Origin of the sequence: Enterobacter sp. 241F3 (assembly GCF_034106785.1) — a bacterium.
GTDB classification, from domain to species: Bacteria; Pseudomonadota; Gammaproteobacteria; order Enterobacterales; family Enterobacteriaceae; genus Enterobacter; species Enterobacter vonholyi.
Map to the genome: position 1 here is coordinate 15876 of NZ_JAWNDD010000006.1, position 17387 is coordinate 33262.

Below are 17387 nucleotides of genomic sequence, written 5' to 3' on the forward strand. Positions count from 1 at the left end.
TTAAAAGCTCGTATTAACCCGTAGTTATCCAAATAACAACCGTAGCGCCGTTTTTAGCCTGTGTATAAAGTCGCGTTCTGATCCCAGCTTATACGGTCCAGGATCACCGATCATTAACAGCAAACGATCCTTTCTAACTGCATGATCTTCTTTATGAGATCGGACTTATCCACACAGGTTCGCGATCCTAATAAGAGATCACAATAGAACAGATCTCTAAATAAAAAGATCTTCTTTTTAATAGCCCAGGATCCCAATGCTTTCTCGAAAGACTAAAGTTGAGTAGAATCCACGGCCCGGGCTTCAATCCATTTTCATACCGCTTTACGCGAGGCAGACCACCATGTTTTATCAGGATCCTTTTGACGTCATCATCATTGGCGGGGGTCACGCAGGCACTGAGGCCGCAATGGCCGCAGCGCGAATGGGTCAGCAGACCCTGCTTTTGACACACAATATCGACACGCTGGGACAAATGTCCTGTAATCCGGCGATTGGCGGCATTGGGAAAGGACACCTGGTAAAAGAAGTGGATGCACTTGGCGGCCTGATGGCGAAAGCGATCGATCGGGCCGGCATCCAGTTTAGGATACTAAACGCGAGTAAAGGTCCCGCTGTGCGTGCGACCCGTGCCCAGGCAGACCGCGTGCTTTACCGTCAGGCGGTGCGTACCGCCCTGGAGAATCAGCCGAACCTGATGATCTTCCAGCAGGCGGTTGAAGATCTAATCGTTGAGAACGATCGCGTCGTGGGTGCCGTGACCCAGATGGGCCTCAAATTCCGCGCCAAAGCCGTGGTGCTGACCGTGGGTACATTCCTTGACGGTAAAATTCATATTGGTCTCGATAACTACAGCGGTGGCCGTGCCGGCGATCCGCCTTCTATTCCACTGTCTCGCCGTCTGCGTGAACTGCCGCTGCGCGTCAGCCGCCTGAAAACCGGTACGCCGCCGCGTATTGATGCGCGCACCATTGATTTCAGCGTGCTGGCGCAACAGCACGGTGATAACCCAATGCCGGTCTTCTCGTTCATGGGCAATGCGGCACAGCATCCGCAGCAGGTGCCGTGCTATATCACGCATACCAACGAGAAAACCCACGATGTGATCCGCAATAACCTCGATCGCAGCCCGATGTACGCCGGCGTGATCGAAGGGATCGGTCCGCGCTACTGCCCGTCGATCGAGGACAAAGTGATGCGCTTCGCCGATCGTAACCAGCACCAGATCTTCCTGGAGCCGGAAGGGCTGACCTCGAACGAAATTTACCCGAACGGCATCTCCACCAGCCTGCCGTTTGACGTGCAGATGCAAATTGTTCGCTCAATGCAGGGCATGGAGAACGCAAAAATCGTTCGCCCTGGCTACGCTATTGAGTACGATTTCTTCGATCCGCGTGACCTGAAGCCAACCCTGGAGAGCAAATTCATCCACGGTCTGTTCTTTGCGGGTCAGATTAACGGCACCACCGGCTACGAAGAAGCGGCTGCACAGGGCCTGCTTGCCGGTCTGAACGCCGCGCGCTTCTCTGCTGAGAAAGAGGGCTGGGCACCCGGCCGTTCTCAGGCGTATCTGGGCGTGCTGGTTGACGATCTCTGCACGCTGGGTACCAAAGAACCGTACCGTATGTTTACCTCTCGCGCGGAATATCGCCTGATGCTGCGTGAAGATAACGCCGACCTGCGTTTGACCGAAATCGGCCGCGAGCTGGGTCTGGTCGATGACGAACGCTGGGCGCGCTTTAACGAGAAGCTGGAGCGCATTGAACAGGAACGTCAGCGCCTGAAAACCACCTGGGTGAATCCGCAGGCGGAAACCGCTGCCGAAGTAAACGCTCACTTAACCGCGCCGCTGTCGCGCGAGGCCAGCGGTGAAGATTTGTTGCGCCGTCCTGAAGTCACCTACGAGAACCTGGTCAAACTGACCGCGTTCGCGCCGGGCCTGGAAGATGCTGAAGCGGCAGAGCAGGTTGAGATCCAGGTTAAGTACGAAGGTTACATCGCGCGTCAGCAGGATGAGATCGAAAAACAGCAGCGTAACGAAAACACGCTGCTGCCGGAAATGCTGGACTACCGCCAGGTGACTGGCCTTTCCAACGAAGTGATCGCCAAGCTGAACGAGCACAAACCGGTCTCGATCGGCCAGGCCTCACGTATCTCCGGCGTCACGCCTGCAGCGATTTCCATTCTGCTGGTGTGGCTGAAAAAGCAGGGCATGCTGCGCCGTAGCGCGTAAGGCCCGGAATATTGCCCGGTGGCGCAGCGCTTACCGGGCCTACTGAACCCGTAGGGCGGGTAAGCCAAGCGCCACCCGCCACCTAAGTTTTCCAACAGGTATTCACCGTGCTCAACAAACTCTCTCGTCTGCTGGATCAGGCAGGTATTTCGCTCACCGATCACCAGAAAAATCAGCTGGTGGCCTATGTCGATATGCTGAATAAATGGAATAAAGCGTACAACCTGACGTCTGTTCGCGACCCCAACGAGATGCTCGTTCGCCACATTCTCGACAGCATCGTGGTTGCCCCTTATCTGAAAGGTGAGCGTTTTATCGACGTAGGGACGGGCCCTGGTCTGCCGGGTATTCCGCTGTCGATTGTTCGCCCTGAGAGCCATTTCACGCTTCTGGACAGTCTTGGCAAGCGTGTGCGCTTTTTACGTCAGGTACAGCATGAGCTGAAGCTTGAAAATATTACGCCCGTACAGAGCAGGGTAGAGGCTTTCCCGGCAGAGCCGCCGTTTGACGGGGTTATCAGCCGCGCATTTGCGTCGCTCAATGATATGGTGAGCTGGTGCAAGCACTTACCTGCTGAGAATGGCCGCTTTTATGCGCTAAAAGGGCAGTTGCCAGGCGATGAGATTGAACAGCTTCCGGACGGTTTTGCTGTTGAATCCATCGAGAAATTAAACATTCCTCAGCTCGATGGCGAACGTCATCTGGTGATAATTAAGCCAAACAATTTTTAAAAAATTAATAAAAAATGTGGAATTTGTGCTGTTCTTCGCATGTTAAAAAACAGCACAACTACAGGGGATTTACTGGTGAGCTCTTAACCTCGTTTTCACTAAGGTTTTTCTTCTGGTTAACCTGGCGACTATTCTTCCCCTGGAAGATAGTCATCTGTGAAAATATAAGTCTGCTAAAAGTGGAAAGCAGTAACCAGAACGCAATGTTAATTATTTATTAAGAATGTCAATAAAACGTTTTTATTGTGTACCGGGCTGTTTTGAAAATAGTTGCGACATTTTGCGTTTAATTTCATAAAGATAAATTTCTGCGATTTGCGCCTTTGATAAATACAACCTTATCGCAAATGTGTGTTTTGTGATCTCGTGCACGCTTTATCGACAACGTTTTCGCGCTGTTTGCAGTTTTGGTCGAAGGTTGGTGCTTTGCTCGAAAGTTAAAAAATAGCGGTGGGGAAAAATATTTAAACATTTATTCACCTTTTCGCTACTTAATGTTTGAAATCACGGGTGCGCACCGTATAATTTGACCGCTTTTTGATGCTTGACTCTGAGCCTTAAAGGACGTTTTATACGACACGCGGCATACCTCGAAGGGAGCAGGAGTAAAAACGTGATGTCTGTGTCGCTCTTGAGTAGAAACGTTGCTCGTAAGCTTCTGTTCATTCAGTTTCTGGCTGTGATAGCAAGTGGACTGCTGTTTAGCCTCAAAGACCCCTTCTGGGGCATCTCCGCCGTGTGCGGGGGTTTGGCGGTTGTGCTGCCAAACGTGTTGTTTATGATTTTTGCCTGGCGTCATCAGGCGCATACACCCGCCAAAGGCCGCGTGGCCTGGTCCTTCGCTCTCGGCGAAGTGTGTAAGGTGTTGCTGACCTTTGCTCTACTGGTGATGGCGCTGGCGGTTTTGAAAGTGGTCTTCATGCCGCTGATAGCAACGTGGGTTTTGGTGCTGGTGGTACAAGTTCTGGCTCCAGCTGTAATCAATAACAAAGGGTAAAAGGCATCATGGCTTCAGAAAATATGACGCCGCAGGATTACATAGGTCACCATCTGAATAACCTTCAGTTGGACCTGCGTACATTCTCGCTGGTGGATCCACATAACCCCCCGGCCACCTTCTGGACGATCAACATCGACTCCATGTTCTTCTCGGTGGTTTTGGGTCTTCTGTTCCTGGCCATGTTCCGCGGTGTTGCTAAACGAGCGACCAGCGGTGTACCAGGGAAATTCCAGACCTTCATCGAAATGATCATCGGCTTCGTCCATGGCAGCGTCAAAGACATGTACCATGGCAAGAGCAAGCTGATTGCTCCGCTGGCCCTGACCGTGTTCGTTTGGGTCTTCCTGATGAACCTGATGGACCTGCTGCCAATCGATCTGCTGCCGTTTATCGGTGAGCACATCTTCGGCCTGCCAGCGCTGCGTGTTGTACCGTCTGCGGACGTGAACATCACCCTGTCGATGGCGCTGGGCGTATTTATCCTGATTCTTTTCTACAGCATCAAAATGAAAGGCGTAAGCGGCTTTGTGAAAGAGCTTACCTTGCAGCCGTTCAACCACTGGGCGTTTATTCCGGTCAACCTGATCCTGGAAGGCGTTAGCCTGCTGTCCAAACCTGTCTCACTGGGTCTGCGACTGTTCGGCAACATGTATGCGGGTGAGCTGATTTTCATTCTGATCGCGGGTCTTCTGCCGTGGTGGTCACAGTGGGTTCTGAATGTGCCGTGGGCCATTTTCCACATCCTGATCATTACGCTGCAAGCCTTTATCTTCATGGTTCTGACGATCGTCTATCTGTCGATGGCGTCTGAAGAGCACTGATTTTTTACCAACACTACTACGTTTTAATTGAAACAAACTGGAGACTGTCATGGAAAACCTGAATATGGATCTGCTGTACATGGCTGCCGCTGTGATGATGGGTCTGGCGGCTATCGGTGCTGCGATCGGTATCGGCATCCTCGGGGGCAAATTCCTGGAAGGCGCAGCGCGTCAACCTGATCTGATTCCTCTGCTGCGTACTCAGTTCTTTATCGTTATGGGTCTGGTGGATGCTATCCCAATGATCGCTGTAGGTCTGGGTCTGTACGTGATGTTTGCTGTCGCGTAGTAGTAGTTTTAAAACCCTAAGCCACAGATATTAAAGAGGTATTGTGCTGTGAACATGAACGCAACAATCCTCGGCCAGGCCATCGCGTTTATTCTCTTTGTCTGGTTCTGCATGAAGTATGTATGGCCGCCTTTAATGGCTGCCATCGAAAAACGTCAGAAAGAAATTGCTGACGGTCTGGCTTCTGCAGAACGCGCTAAGAAAGATTTGGACCTTGCACAGGCCAACGCGACAGACCAGCTGAAAAAAGCGAAAGCGGAAGCTCAGGTTATCATCGAACAGGCTAACAAACGCCGTTCGCAGATCCTGGACGAAGCCAAAGCTGAAGCAGAACAGGAACGTACTAAGATCGTGACACAGGCTCAGGCAGAAATTGATGCTGAGCGTAAACGTGCTCGTGAAGAACTGCGTAAGCAGGTTGCGATTCTGGCTGTTGCTGGCGCCGAGAAGATCATCGAACGTTCCGTGGATGAAGCTGCTAACAGCGACATCGTGGACAAACTTGTCGCTGAACTGTAAGGAGGGAGGGGCTGATGTCTGAATTTGTTACGGTAGCTCGCCCCTACGCCAAAGCAGCTTTTGACTTTGCTGTCGAACACCAAAATGTCGATCGCTGGCAGGATATGCTGGCGTTTGCCGCTGAGGTGACGAAAAACGAACAAATGGCTGAGTTGCTTTCCGGTGCGTTAGCACCTGAAACTCTCGCCGCGTCGTTTATCGCCGTGTGCGGAGAGCAACTGGATGCCAACGGCCAGAACCTGATTAAGGTGATGGCAGAAAATGGTCGTCTCCGTGTGCTCCCGGATGTTCTCGAGCAGTTTGAGCACTTACGTGCCCTTAGTGAAGCAACCGCTGAAGTCGAAGTGACTTCTGCGACTGAACTGAGTAATGAACAGCTTGCGAAAATCACCGCCGCGATGGAAAAACGTCTGTCACGCAAAGTTAAGCTGAATTGCAAAATCGATAAGTCTGTAATGGCAGGCGTAATCATCCGTTCGGGTGATATGGTCATTGATGGCAGCGTACGCGGCCGTCTTGAACGCCTTGCAGACGTCTTGCAGTCTTAAGGGGACTGGAGCATGCAACTGAATTCCACCGAAATCAGCGAACTGATCAAGCAGCGCATTGCTCAGTTCAGTGTTGTGAGTGAAGCTCACAACGAAGGTACTATTGTTTCTGTAAGTGACGGTGTTATCCGCATCCACGGCCTGGCCGATTGTATGCAGGGTGAGATGATTTCCCTGCCGGGTAACCGTTACGCTATCGCACTGAACCTGGAGCGCGACTCCGTAGGTGCAGTTGTGATGGGTCCATACGCTGACCTCGCCGAAGGCATGAAGGTTAAGTGTACTGGCCGTATTCTGGAAGTACCGGTTGGCCGTGGCCTGCTGGGTCGCGTTGTTAACACCCTGGGTGCGCCAATCGACGGTAAAGGTCCGGTTGAGCACGATGGCTTCTCTCCAATCGAAGTTATCGCACCAGGCGTTATCGACCGTCAGTCCGTAGATCAGCCTGTTCAGACAGGTTATAAGTCCGTTGATGCCATGATCCCAATCGGTCGTGGTCAGCGTGAACTGATCATCGGTGACCGTCAGACCGGTAAAACCGCGATGGCTATCGACGCCATCATCAACCAGCGTGACTCCGGCATCAAATGCGTGTACGTGGCCATCGGCCAGAAAGCGTCCACCATTTCTAACGTGGTTCGTAAACTGGAAGAGCACGGCGCACTGTCTAACACCATCGTTGTGGTAGCGACCGCGTCTGAATCTGCTGCACTGCAATACCTGGCGCCTTACGCCGGTTGCGCAATGGGCGAATACTTCCGTGACCGCGGTGAAGATGCGCTGATCGTATACGATGACCTGTCTAAACAGGCTGTTGCTTATCGTCAGGTTTCCCTGCTGCTCCGTCGTCCACCTGGACGTGAAGCGTTCCCTGGCGACGTATTCTACCTCCACTCTCGTCTGCTGGAGCGTGCTTCCCGCGTTAACGCGGAATACGTCGAGAACTTCACCAAAGGTGAAGTGAAGGGTAAAACGGGCTCTCTGACCGCTCTGCCGATCATTGAAACCCAGGCGGGTGACGTTTCTGCGTTCGTTCCGACCAACGTAATCTCTATTACCGATGGTCAGATCTTCCTGGAAACCAACCTGTTTAACTCCGGTATTCGTCCGGCAGTTAACCCGGGTATCTCCGTATCCCGTGTTGGTGGTGCTGCTCAGACCAAGATCATCAAGAAACTGTCCGGTGGTATCCGTACCGCGCTGGCACAGTATCGTGAACTGGCTGCGTTCTCTCAGTTCGCATCCGATCTGGACGAAGCAACCCGTAAACAGCTGAGCCACGGTCAGAAAGTGACCGAGCTGCTGAAGCAAAAACAGTACGCACCAATGTCTGTTGCTCAGCAGGGCCTGGTACTGTTCGCGGCTGAACGCGGTTACCTCGAAGATGTGGAACTGGCGAAAATCGGTAGCTTCGAAGCCGCTCTGCTGGCTTACGTCGACCGTGATCACGCTCCGCTGATGCAAGAGATCAACCAGACCGGTGGCTATAACGACGAAATCGAAGGCAAGCTGAAAGCTATCCTCGATTCCTTCAAAGCAACCCAATCCTGGTAATCGTCCGGCGGCTTGTCTCAGGACAAGCCGCCTGGCATTGAGGAGAAGCTCATGGCCGGCGCAAAAGAGATACGTAGTAAGATCGCAAGCGTCCAGAACACGCAAAAGATCACTAAAGCGATGGAGATGGTCGCCGCTTCCAAAATGCGTAAATCGCAGGATCGCATGGCGGCCAGCCGTCCTTATGCAGAAACCATGCGCAAAGTGATTGGTCACCTTGCAAACGGTAATCTGGAATATAAGCACCCTTACCTGGAAGAACGCGACGTTAAGCGCGTGGGCTACCTGGTGGTGTCGACCGACCGTGGTCTGTGTGGCGGCTTGAACATTAACCTGTTCAAAAAACTGCTGGCGGATATGAAAGCATGGTCTGAAAAAGGCGTTCAGTGCGATATCGCAATGATCGGCTCTAAAGGCGTCTCTTTCTTTAACTCCGTTGGTGGCAACATTGTCGCTCAGGTGACCGGTATGGGTGATAACCCGTCCCTGTCCGAACTGATCGGCCCGGTTAAAGTGATGTTGCAGGCTTATGATGAAGGCCGTCTGGACAGACTGTACGTTGTCAGCAACAAATTCATTAACACCATGTCTCAGGTTCCAACGCTCACTCAGATGCTGCCGTTACCGGCATCAGAAGATGGCGAGCTGAAGCAAAAAACCTGGGATTACCTGTATGAACCCGATCCGAAACCGCTGCTGGATACCCTGCTGCGTCGTTACGTTGAATCTCAGGTTTATCAGGGCGTTGTAGAAAACCTGGCCAGCGAGCAGGCCGCACGAATGGTGGCGATGAAAGCCGCGACCGATAATGGCGGCAGCCTGATTAAAGAGCTGCAGTTGGTTTACAACAAAGCTCGTCAGGCCAGCATTACTCAGGAACTCACCGAGATCGTCTCGGGGGCCGCCGCGGTTTAACCAGGTTTACGAATTACGTAGAGGATTCAAGATGGCTACTGGAAAGATTGTCCAGGTAATCGGCGCCGTGGTGGACGTCGAGTTCCCTCAGGACGCCGTACCACGCGTGTACGACGCGCTTGAGGTACAGAATGGTAACGAGAGCCTGGTGCTGGAAGTTCAGCAGCAGCTCGGCGGCGGTATCGTGCGTACCATCGCGATGGGTTCTTCCGACGGTCTGCGTCGTGGTCTGGAAGTAAAAGACCTTGAGCACCCGATCGAAGTCCCGGTAGGTAAAGCAACACTGGGTCGTATCATGAACGTATTGGGTCAGCCAATCGACATGAAAGGCGACATCGGTGAAGAAGAGCGTTGGGCTATCCACCGCGCGGCACCTTCCTACGAAGAGCTGTCCAGCTCTCAGGAACTGCTGGAAACCGGTATCAAAGTTATCGACCTGATGTGTCCATTTGCGAAGGGCGGTAAAGTTGGTCTGTTCGGTGGTGCGGGTGTAGGTAAAACCGTAAACATGATGGAGCTGATCCGTAACATCGCGATCGAGCACTCCGGTTACTCCGTATTTGCGGGTGTAGGTGAACGTACTCGTGAGGGTAACGACTTCTACCACGAAATGACCGACTCCAACGTTCTGGACAAAGTATCCCTGGTTTACGGCCAGATGAACGAGCCACCTGGAAACCGTCTGCGCGTTGCGCTGACCGGCCTGACGATGGCTGAGAAGTTCCGTGACGAAGGCCGTGACGTTCTGCTGTTCGTTGATAACATCTATCGTTACACCCTGGCCGGTACGGAAGTATCTGCACTGCTGGGTCGTATGCCTTCAGCGGTAGGTTACCAGCCTACGCTGGCGGAAGAGATGGGTGTTCTTCAGGAACGTATCACCTCTACCAAAACTGGTTCTATCACTTCCGTTCAGGCGGTATACGTACCTGCGGATGACTTGACTGACCCATCTCCAGCAACCACCTTTGCGCACTTAGATGCAACCGTGGTACTGAGCCGTCAGATCGCGTCTCTGGGTATCTACCCGGCCGTTGACCCGCTGGACTCCACCAGCCGTCAGCTGGATCCACTGGTTGTTGGTCAGGAGCACTACGACACCGCGCGTGGCGTACAGTCTCTGCTGCAGCGTTATCAGGAACTGAAAGACATCATCGCCATCCTGGGTATGGATGAACTGTCTGAAGAAGACAAACTGGTGGTAGCACGTGCGCGTAAGATCCAGCGCTTCCTGTCCCAGCCGTTCTTCGTTGCGGAAGTATTTACCGGTTCTCCAGGTAAATACGTTTCCCTGAAAGACACCATCCGTGGCTTTAAAGGCATCATGGAAGGCGAATACGATCACCTGCCAGAGCAGGCGTTCTACATGGTTGGTTCCATCGAAGAAGCTGTGGAAAAAGCCAAAAAACTTTAACGCCTTAATCGGAGGGTGATATGGCAATGACTTACCACCTGGACGTCGTCAGCGCAGAGCAACAAATGTTCTCTGGTCTGGTCGAGAAAATCCAGGTAACGGGTAGTGAAGGTGAACTGGGTATTTTCCCGGGTCACGCACCGCTGCTCACCGCCATTAAGCCTGGTATGATCCGCATCGTTAAACAGTTCGGTCACGAAGAGTTTATCTATCTGTCCGGCGGCATTCTTGAAGTGCAGCCTGGCAGTGTGACCGTTCTGGCCGATACCGCTATTCGTGGCCAGGATCTCGACGAAGCGCGAGCCCTGGAGTCGAAGCGTAAGGCTGAAGAGCACATTAACAGCTCTCATGGTGACGTGGATTACGCTCAGGCGTCTGCGGAGCTGGCCAAAGCGATCGCGAAACTGCGCGTTATCGAGTTGACCAAAAAAGCGATGTAACACCGGCTTGAAAAGCACAAAAGCCAGTCTGGATACCAGGCTGGCTTTTTTTTTCGGCCTTAATTCATGATGAAAAAGATGTAGAATTTTAAGCATCAAACGTTTTTACTTCACACTCAAACTACCGTCAGGATGCGTATGTCAAACAGTGCGATGAGCGTGGTGATCCTTGCCGCAGGCAAAGGGACCCGCATGTATTCCGATCTGCCTAAAGTGCTTCACACGCTTGCTGGAAAGCCAATGGTGCAGCATGTCATTGATGCAGCGAATGAACTGGGTGCCAATCAGGTCCACCTGGTCTACGGCCACGGCGGCGATCTTCTTAAAAAGACGCTGAGCGACGACAAGCTCAACTGGGTGCTTCAGGCTGAACAGCTGGGCACAGGTCATGCGATGCAGCAGGCAGCACCGTTCTTTGCGGATGACGAAGACATTTTGATGCTCTACGGCGATGTCCCGCTGATCTCCGTTGAAACCCTGACTCGCCTGCGTGAAGCCAAACCGCAGGGCGGCATCGGTTTATTAACCGTCGTGCTGGACGATCCAACCGGTTATGGCCGTATCACCCGTGAAAACGGTAACGTCACGGGTATTGTTGAGCACAAAGATGCCAGCGATGAACAGCGCCAGATTCAGGAGATCAACACCGGTATCCTGATTGCCAATGGCGCGGATATGAAGCGCTGGCTGTCCAGACTCGACAACAACAACGCGCAGGGTGAATTCTACATCACCGACATCATTGCGATGGCGTATCAGGAAGGACGTGAGATTGCGGCGGTTCATCCGGCGCGTATTAGCGAAACCGAAGGGGTGAATAACCGCCTTCAGCTTTCCCGTCTGGAGCGTGTTTATCAGTCCGAGCAGGCTGAAAAACTGCTTCTGGCAGGTGTGATGCTGCGCGATCCGGCGCGTTTCGATCTGCGTGGTTCGTTATCTCACGGTCGTGACGTTGAAATTGATACTAACGTTATCCTCGAGGGTAACGTGACGCTGGGTAACCGCGTCAAAATCGGTGCCGGCTGCGTGATTAAAAACAGCATTATTGGTGACGACTGCGAAATCAGCCCGTACAGCGTGGTGGAAGATGCCCGTCTGGACGTGGCCTGTACCATCGGCCCGTTTGCGCGTCTGCGCCCGGGCGCAGAGCTGCTGGAAGGCGCTCACGTTGGTAACTTCGTGGAAATGAAAAAAGCGCGTCTGGGTAAAGGCTCGAAAGCCGGTCATCTGACCTATCTGGGCGACGCGGAAATTGGCAATAACGTGAATATTGGTGCAGGGACCATAACCTGTAACTATGACGGCGCGAATAAGTTTAAAACCATCATTGGTGATGATGTGTTCGTGGGCTCCGATACGCAGCTGGTGGCGCCTGTTACCGTGGGTAACGGGGTGACCATTGCAGCCGGAACAACCGTAACGCGCGATGTGGCCGAGAACGAGCTGGTGTTAAGCCGCGTTCCGCAGGTCAGCAAACAGGGCTGGAAACGTCCGGTGAAGAAAAAGTAACGGATTTACCCCTCTCCCCAAAGGAGAGAAGGGATCGTTCGGTGCGGTGTTTTTCTCCCTCGCCCCTTTGGGAAGAGGGCCGGGGTGAGGGGATAATATAATCCTCCCCCCACAAGCAGTACCCATAAAAATAACCCCACTCTCTACAAGGCTCGGGGCGCCCGGAAAGGGCAAATACAGGTCAGCGACAACGCAGGCATAATGCCTAAATTCGGAATCTAAAATTATGTGTGGAATTGTTGGCGCAGTTGCGCAGCGTGATATTGCTGAAATCCTTCTCGAAGGTTTACGTCGTCTGGAATACCGTGGTTACGACTCTGCCGGTCTGGCTGTCGTCGATGCAGAAGGTCATATGACCCGTCTGCGTCGTCTCGGTAAAGTGCAGATGCTGGCCCAGGCCGCGGAAGAACATCCGCTGCACGGGGGAACCGGTATTGCGCACACCCGCTGGGCGACGCACGGCGAACCGTCTGAAGGTAACGCGCACCCGCATGTGTCTGAACACATCGTGGTGGTGCACAACGGCATTATCGAAAACCACGAACCGCTGCGCGAAGAACTGAAAGCGCGCGGCTACACCTTCGTCTCTGAAACTGACACCGAAGTGATTGCTCACCTGGTGCACTGGGAGCTGGAGCAGGGCGGTACACTGCGTGATGCGGTAATCCGTGCTATCCCTCAGCTGCGCGGTGCGTACGGTACGGTGATCATGGATTCCCGCGATCCGTCAACGCTTCTGGCCGCGCGTTCCGGTAGCCCGATGGTTATCGGTCTGGGCATGGGTGAAAACTTTATCGCCTCTGACCAGCTGGCGCTCCTGCCGGTTACCCGTCGTTTTATCTTCCTCGAAGAGGGTGATATCGCGGAAGTGACCCGTCGCAGCGTGACCGTCTTCGATACTAAAGGCGAGCAGGTGAAGCGTCAGGAGATCGAATCGAATCTGCAGTACGACGCGGGCGACAAAGGCGCTTACCGTCACTATATGCAGAAAGAGATTTACGAGCAGCCAAACGCCATCAAAAACACCCTGACCGGGCGCATTAGCCACGGTGAAGTGGATCTGAGCGAGCTGGGCGCAAACGCGAACGAACTGCTCGCCAAGGTCGAGCATATTCAGATCGTGGCCTGCGGCACCTCCTACAACTCCGGTATGGTTTCTCGCTACTGGTTTGAATCCCTGGCGGGCGTGCCGTGCGATGTGGAAATCGCGTCTGAATTCCGCTATCGCAAATCCGCGGTGCGTCGTAACAGCCTGATGATCACCCTTTCCCAGTCCGGCGAAACGGCGGATACGCTGGCAGCGCTGCGTCTGTCTAAAGAGCTGGGTTACCTGGGCTCGCTGGCCATCTGTAACGTCCCTGGCTCATCGCTGGTGCGTGAGTCCGATCTGGCGCTGATGACCAAAGCGGGCACCGAAATCGGTGTGGCCTCCACCAAAGCGTTTACCACGCAGCTGACCGTTCTGCTGATGCTGGTGGCGAAGCTTGCGCGTCTGAAAGGTGAAGATGCGTCCGTTGAGCACGACATCGTTCACGGCCTGCAGGCGCTGCCGAGCCGTATTGAGCAGATGCTGTCTCAGGACAAACGCATCGAAGCGCTGGCGGAAGATTTCTCTGACAAACATCACGCCCTGTTCCTGGGTCGTGGCGATCAGTATCCGATTGCGCTGGAAGGCGCGCTGAAGCTGAAAGAGATCTCCTACATCCACGCGGAAGCCTATGCGGCAGGCGAGTTGAAACACGGCCCTCTGGCTCTGATTGACGCGGATATGCCGGTCATCGTTGTGGCACCTAACAACGAACTGCTGGAAAAACTGAAATCTAACATCGAAGAAGTGCGTGCCCGCGGTGGTGTTCTGTACGTCTTCGCCGACAAAGATGCCGGTTTTGTCAGCAACGACAACATGCACATCATCGAGATGCCGCATGTGGAAGAGGTGATTGCACCGATCTTCTATACCGTTCCGCTGCAGCTGCTGGCTTACCATGTGGCGCTGATCAAAGGCACCGACGTTGACCAGCCGCGTAACCTGGCGAAATCAGTTACCGTAGAATAATCCCTTCAGGCTCCACCCTCGGGTGGAGCTTTTTTATCCCGCCCGGTTTGTTTTTAATCAATCCTGTCTCGTTTTTAATAATGACAATTTGTCATCTTCAGCTACTTTTTTCAGTGTCACATAAAGAAAATATTTCTGAAAACGTATTGTCATAAAAGTGGCTAACACGATGAAAATTAAGCTTTATTGAGCGGTATTTTAAGTTAAATTTTCATTGTCATAAAACTGTCATAATTCGTACATTTATCTGTCACCTGTTTGTCCTATTTTGCTCATCGTAGCCACTAAACAACGATTTATGAAAATCTTGCAGGAGACATTATGAAAGTTATGCGTACCACTGTCGCAACTGTTGTCGCCGCGACCTTATCTCTGAGCGCGTTCTCTGTATTTGCAGAAGCAAGCCTGACTGGCGCTGGTGCAACCTTCCCTGCGCCGGTGTATGCCAAATGGGCGGATACCTACCAGAAAGAAACCGGTAACAAGGTTAACTATCAGGGTATCGGCTCCTCCGGTGGCGTGAAACAAATTACCGCGAACACGGTTGATTTCGGCGCATCTGACGCTCCGCTGTCTGATGATAAGCTGGCTCAGGAAGGCCTGTTCCAGTTCCCTACCGTGATCGGTGGCGTGGTCCTGGCGATCAACCTGCCGGGCGTGAAGTCGGGCGAGCTGGTGCTGGACGGCAAAACGCTGGGTGACATCTACTTGGGCAAAATCAAAAAATGGGATGACGAAGCGATCGCTAAGCTCAACCCAGGCCTGAAGCTGCCTTCTCAGAACATCGCCGTGGTTCGCCGCGCGGATGGTTCCGGTACGTCTTTCGTGTTCACCAGCTACCTGGCGAAAGTGAACGAAGAGTGGAAATCTAAAGTCGGCTCCGGCTCAACCGTTAACTGGCCTACCGGTCTGGGCGGTAAAGGTAACGACGGTATCGCCGCGTTCGTACAGCGTCTGCCTGGCTCCATCGGCTACGTAGAGTATGCGTACGCGAAGCAGAATAACCTGTCCTACACCAAACTGGTGTCTGCAGACGGCAAACCGGTTAGCCCGACCGAAGAGAACTTTGCTAACGCTGCCAAAGGCGCTGACTGGAGCAAATCCTTCGCTCAGGATCTGACTAACCAGAAGGGCGAAGGTGCATGGCCAATCACCTCTACCACCTTCATCCTGGTGCACAAAGAGCAGAAGAAACCTGAGCAGGGCGCTGAAGTGCTGAAGTTCTTCGACTGGGCATACAAAAACGGCGGCAAACAGGCTAACGCTCTGGATTACGCCACCCTGCCGGACAACGTGGTTGAGCAGATTCGTGCTGCATGGAAAACCAACGTGAAAGACAGCAGCGGTAAAGCGCTGTACTAACAGGATATATTTAACGAAGATGGCGGGTGGCGCTGCGCTTACCCGCCCTACGGTTTAAGCTGTAGGCCCGGTAAGCGTCAGCGCCACCGGGCATATTCGTAAAAACGTCTCAAACAGAAGAGTAATTTATGGCTGCAACCAAGCCTGCATTTAACCCTCCGGGTAAAAAAGGTGACATGATTTTCAGCGCGCTGGTCAAACTGGCTGCGCTGATTGTGCTATTGCTGCTGGGCGGCATTATCGTGTCTCTGATTTTCTCCTCATGGCCGAGCATCCAGAAATTCGGTTTCTCCTTCCTGTGGACCAAAGAGTGGGACGCGCCGAACGACATCTACGGTGCTCTGGTGCCGATTTACGGCACGCTGGTAACCTCGTTCATCGCCTTGCTGATTGCGGTTCCGGTAAGCTTTGGTATTGCCCTGTTCCTGACGGAGCTGGCGCCAGGCTGGCTCCGTCGTCCGCTGGGTATTGCCATCGAACTGCTGGCAGCTATTCCGAGTATCGTCTACGGCATGTGGGGCCTGTTCATCTTTGCCCCGCTGTTCGCTACATATTTCCAGGAACCGGTGGGTAATGTCCTCTCTGCCATTCCGTTTGTGGGGGCCCTGTTCTCTGGCCCGGCTTTCGGTATCGGCATTCTGGCGGCAGGTGTGATCCTCGCCATCATGATAATTCCGTACATTGCGGCGGTCATGCGTGATGTGTTCGAACAAACGCCGGTGATGATGAAAGAGTCGGCCTACGGCATCGGCTGCACCACCTGGGAAGTGATCTGGCGCATTGTCCTTCCGTTCACCAAAAATGGGGTGATCGGGGGCGTGATGCTGGGCTTAGGTCGTGCGCTGGGTGAAACCATGGCGGTCACCTTTATCATCGGTAACACCTACCAGCTCGACAGCGCGTCGCTCTACATGCCGGGTAACAGTATTACCTCGGCGCTGGCGAATGAATTTGCGGAAGCGGAATCCGGGCTGCACGTGGCGGCGCTGATGGAGCTGGGTCTGATTCTGTTCGTTATTACCTTCATTGTTCTGGCGATTTCCAAGCTGATGATTATGCGCCTCGCTAAAAATGAGGGAGCACGCTAATGGCTACTCTCGAAATGCAAGCTACCGCTGAACTGGCGGAATCCCGCCGCAAGATGCAGGCCAGACGCCGCATGAAAAACCGCATTGCCCTGACGCTCTCAATGGCGACGATGGCATTCGGCCTGTTCTGGCTGGTCTGGATCCTCTTCTCGACAATCGTTCGTGGGATTGACGGAATGTCACTCTCGCTGTTCACCGAAATGACGCCGCCGCCGAACACGGCGGGCGGTGGCCTGGCGAATGCGCTGGCCGGCAGCGGGTTGCTGATCCTCTGGGCGACGGTCTTCGGCACGCCGCTGGGCATCATGGCGGGCATTTACCTGGCAGAATACGGTCGTAAATCCTGGCTGGCGGAAGTGATTCGCTTCATTAACGATATTTTGCTGTCAGCCCCGTCTATCGTGGTGGGTCTGTTCGTTTACACCGTTGTTGTAGCGCAGATGGAACACTTCTCCGGCTGGGCGGGTGTGATTGCCCTGGCGCTGCTGCAGGTGCCGATTGTGATTCGAACCACCGAGAACATGCTGAAACTGGTGCCGGACAGCCTGCGTGAAGCGGCTTATGCACTGGGTACGCCGAAATGGAAGATGATCTCTGCGATTACGCTGAAGGCGTCCGTATCCGGGATCATGACCGGTATCCTGCTGGCGGTTGCGCGTATCGCGGGTGAAACTGCGCCGCTGCTGTTTACGTCCCTCTCCAACCAGTTCTGGAGCACGGACATGATGCAGCCGATCGCCAACCTGCCGGTGACGATCTTTAAATTTGCGATGAGCCCATTCGCGGAATGGCAGCAGCTGGCGTGGGCCGGGGTGCTGATCATTACCCTTTGCGTACTGTTGCTGAACATTCTGGCGCGCGTCATTTTCGCGAAGAAGAAACACGGTTAATTTTTTACGGCGCGGCAG

General features: G+C 53.4%; 16 protein-coding genes. All 16 read left to right on the forward strand.

Annotated features, from left to right (window positions below; translation table 11 throughout):
- Positions 1-343: 343 nt before the first annotated feature.
- The 16 genes from mnmG to pstA all read left to right on the forward strand — a co-directional run bounded on the left by mnmG (position 344) and on the right by pstA (position 17369).
- Positions 344-2233: a tRNA uridine-5-carboxymethylaminomethyl(34) synthesis enzyme MnmG gene (mnmG, locus tag UR504_RS15895; protein WP_302237026.1), complete on the forward strand. Its 1890-nt coding sequence runs from the start codon at positions 344-346 to the stop codon at positions 2231-2233.
- Positions 2234-2340: 107 nt separating this feature from the next.
- A complete protein-coding gene (gene rsmG, locus UR504_RS15900; protein WP_115876778.1) occupies positions 2341-2964 on the forward strand; it encodes a 16S rRNA (guanine(527)-N(7))-methyltransferase RsmG in 624 nt (207 codons plus the stop codon).
- 616 nt (positions 2965-3580) lie between these two features.
- Positions 3581-3961 (forward strand): F0F1 ATP synthase subunit I, encoded by a 381-nt coding sequence (gene atpI / locus UR504_RS15905; protein WP_008500194.1) that lies wholly within the window; start codon positions 3581-3583, stop codon positions 3959-3961.
- An 8-nt stretch (positions 3962-3969) separates the two neighbouring features.
- Complete coding sequence (atpB, locus tag UR504_RS15910; protein ID WP_008500193.1) at positions 3970-4785, forward strand: F0F1 ATP synthase subunit A; 816 nt, start codon at positions 3970-3972, stop codon at positions 4783-4785.
- A 49-nt stretch (positions 4786-4834) separates the two neighbouring features.
- Positions 4835-5074 (forward strand): F0F1 ATP synthase subunit C, encoded by a 240-nt coding sequence (gene atpE, locus UR504_RS15915; RefSeq protein WP_000429386.1) that lies wholly within the window; start codon positions 4835-4837, stop codon positions 5072-5074.
- A gap of 48 nt (positions 5075-5122) precedes the next feature.
- Complete coding sequence (gene atpF / locus UR504_RS15920) at positions 5123-5593, forward strand: F0F1 ATP synthase subunit B (protein ID WP_014072436.1); 471 nt, start codon at positions 5123-5125, stop codon at positions 5591-5593.
- 14 nt (positions 5594-5607) lie between these two features.
- A complete protein-coding gene (gene atpH / locus UR504_RS15925; protein WP_023309790.1) occupies positions 5608-6141 on the forward strand; it encodes a F0F1 ATP synthase subunit delta in 534 nt (177 codons plus the stop codon).
- Between the two features lie 12 nt (positions 6142-6153).
- Entirely contained in the window at positions 6154-7695 is a 1542-nt protein-coding gene (atpA, locus tag UR504_RS15930) for a F0F1 ATP synthase subunit alpha (RefSeq protein ID WP_006808751.1), read from the forward strand.
- Between the two features lie 51 nt (positions 7696-7746).
- Positions 7747-8610, forward strand: coding sequence for a F0F1 ATP synthase subunit gamma (atpG, locus tag UR504_RS15935; RefSeq protein ID WP_024907886.1), 864 nt, complete (start codon positions 7747-7749; stop codon positions 8608-8610).
- A 31-nt stretch (positions 8611-8641) separates the two neighbouring features.
- On the forward strand, positions 8642-10024 hold the full coding sequence (atpD, locus tag UR504_RS15940; RefSeq protein WP_003862362.1) for a F0F1 ATP synthase subunit beta: 1383 nt from the start codon (positions 8642-8644) through the stop codon (positions 10022-10024).
- A gap of 20 nt (positions 10025-10044) precedes the next feature.
- Positions 10045-10464 carry a F0F1 ATP synthase subunit epsilon gene (locus tag UR504_RS15945; RefSeq protein ID WP_003862360.1) on the forward strand — a complete coding sequence of 140 codons (420 nt, stop codon included), beginning with the start codon at positions 10045-10047 and terminating at the stop codon, positions 10462-10464.
- 138 nt (positions 10465-10602) lie between these two features.
- Positions 10603-11973, forward strand: coding sequence for a bifunctional UDP-N-acetylglucosamine diphosphorylase/glucosamine-1-phosphate N-acetyltransferase GlmU (gene glmU, locus UR504_RS15950; RefSeq protein WP_115876777.1), 1371 nt, complete (start codon positions 10603-10605; stop codon positions 11971-11973).
- 226 nt (positions 11974-12199) lie between these two features.
- A complete protein-coding gene (gene glmS / locus UR504_RS15955) occupies positions 12200-14029 on the forward strand; it encodes a glutamine--fructose-6-phosphate transaminase (isomerizing) (protein ID WP_302237036.1) in 1830 nt (609 codons plus the stop codon).
- Between the two features lie 321 nt (positions 14030-14350).
- Positions 14351-15391, forward strand: a complete 1041-nt coding sequence (gene pstS / locus UR504_RS15960; RefSeq protein WP_008500186.1) for a phosphate ABC transporter substrate-binding protein PstS — start codon at positions 14351-14353, stop codon at positions 15389-15391.
- A 128-nt stretch (positions 15392-15519) separates the two neighbouring features.
- On the forward strand, positions 15520-16479 hold the full coding sequence (pstC, locus tag UR504_RS15965) for a phosphate ABC transporter permease PstC (RefSeq protein WP_023309793.1): 960 nt from the start codon (positions 15520-15522) through the stop codon (positions 16477-16479).
- Positions 16479-17369, forward strand: a complete 891-nt coding sequence (gene pstA / locus UR504_RS15970; RefSeq protein WP_111964235.1) for a phosphate ABC transporter permease PstA — start codon at positions 16479-16481, stop codon at positions 17367-17369. Before pstC ends, pstA begins: the two co-directional genes overlap by 1 nt.
- The last annotated feature ends 18 nt before the right edge of the window (positions 17370-17387 follow it).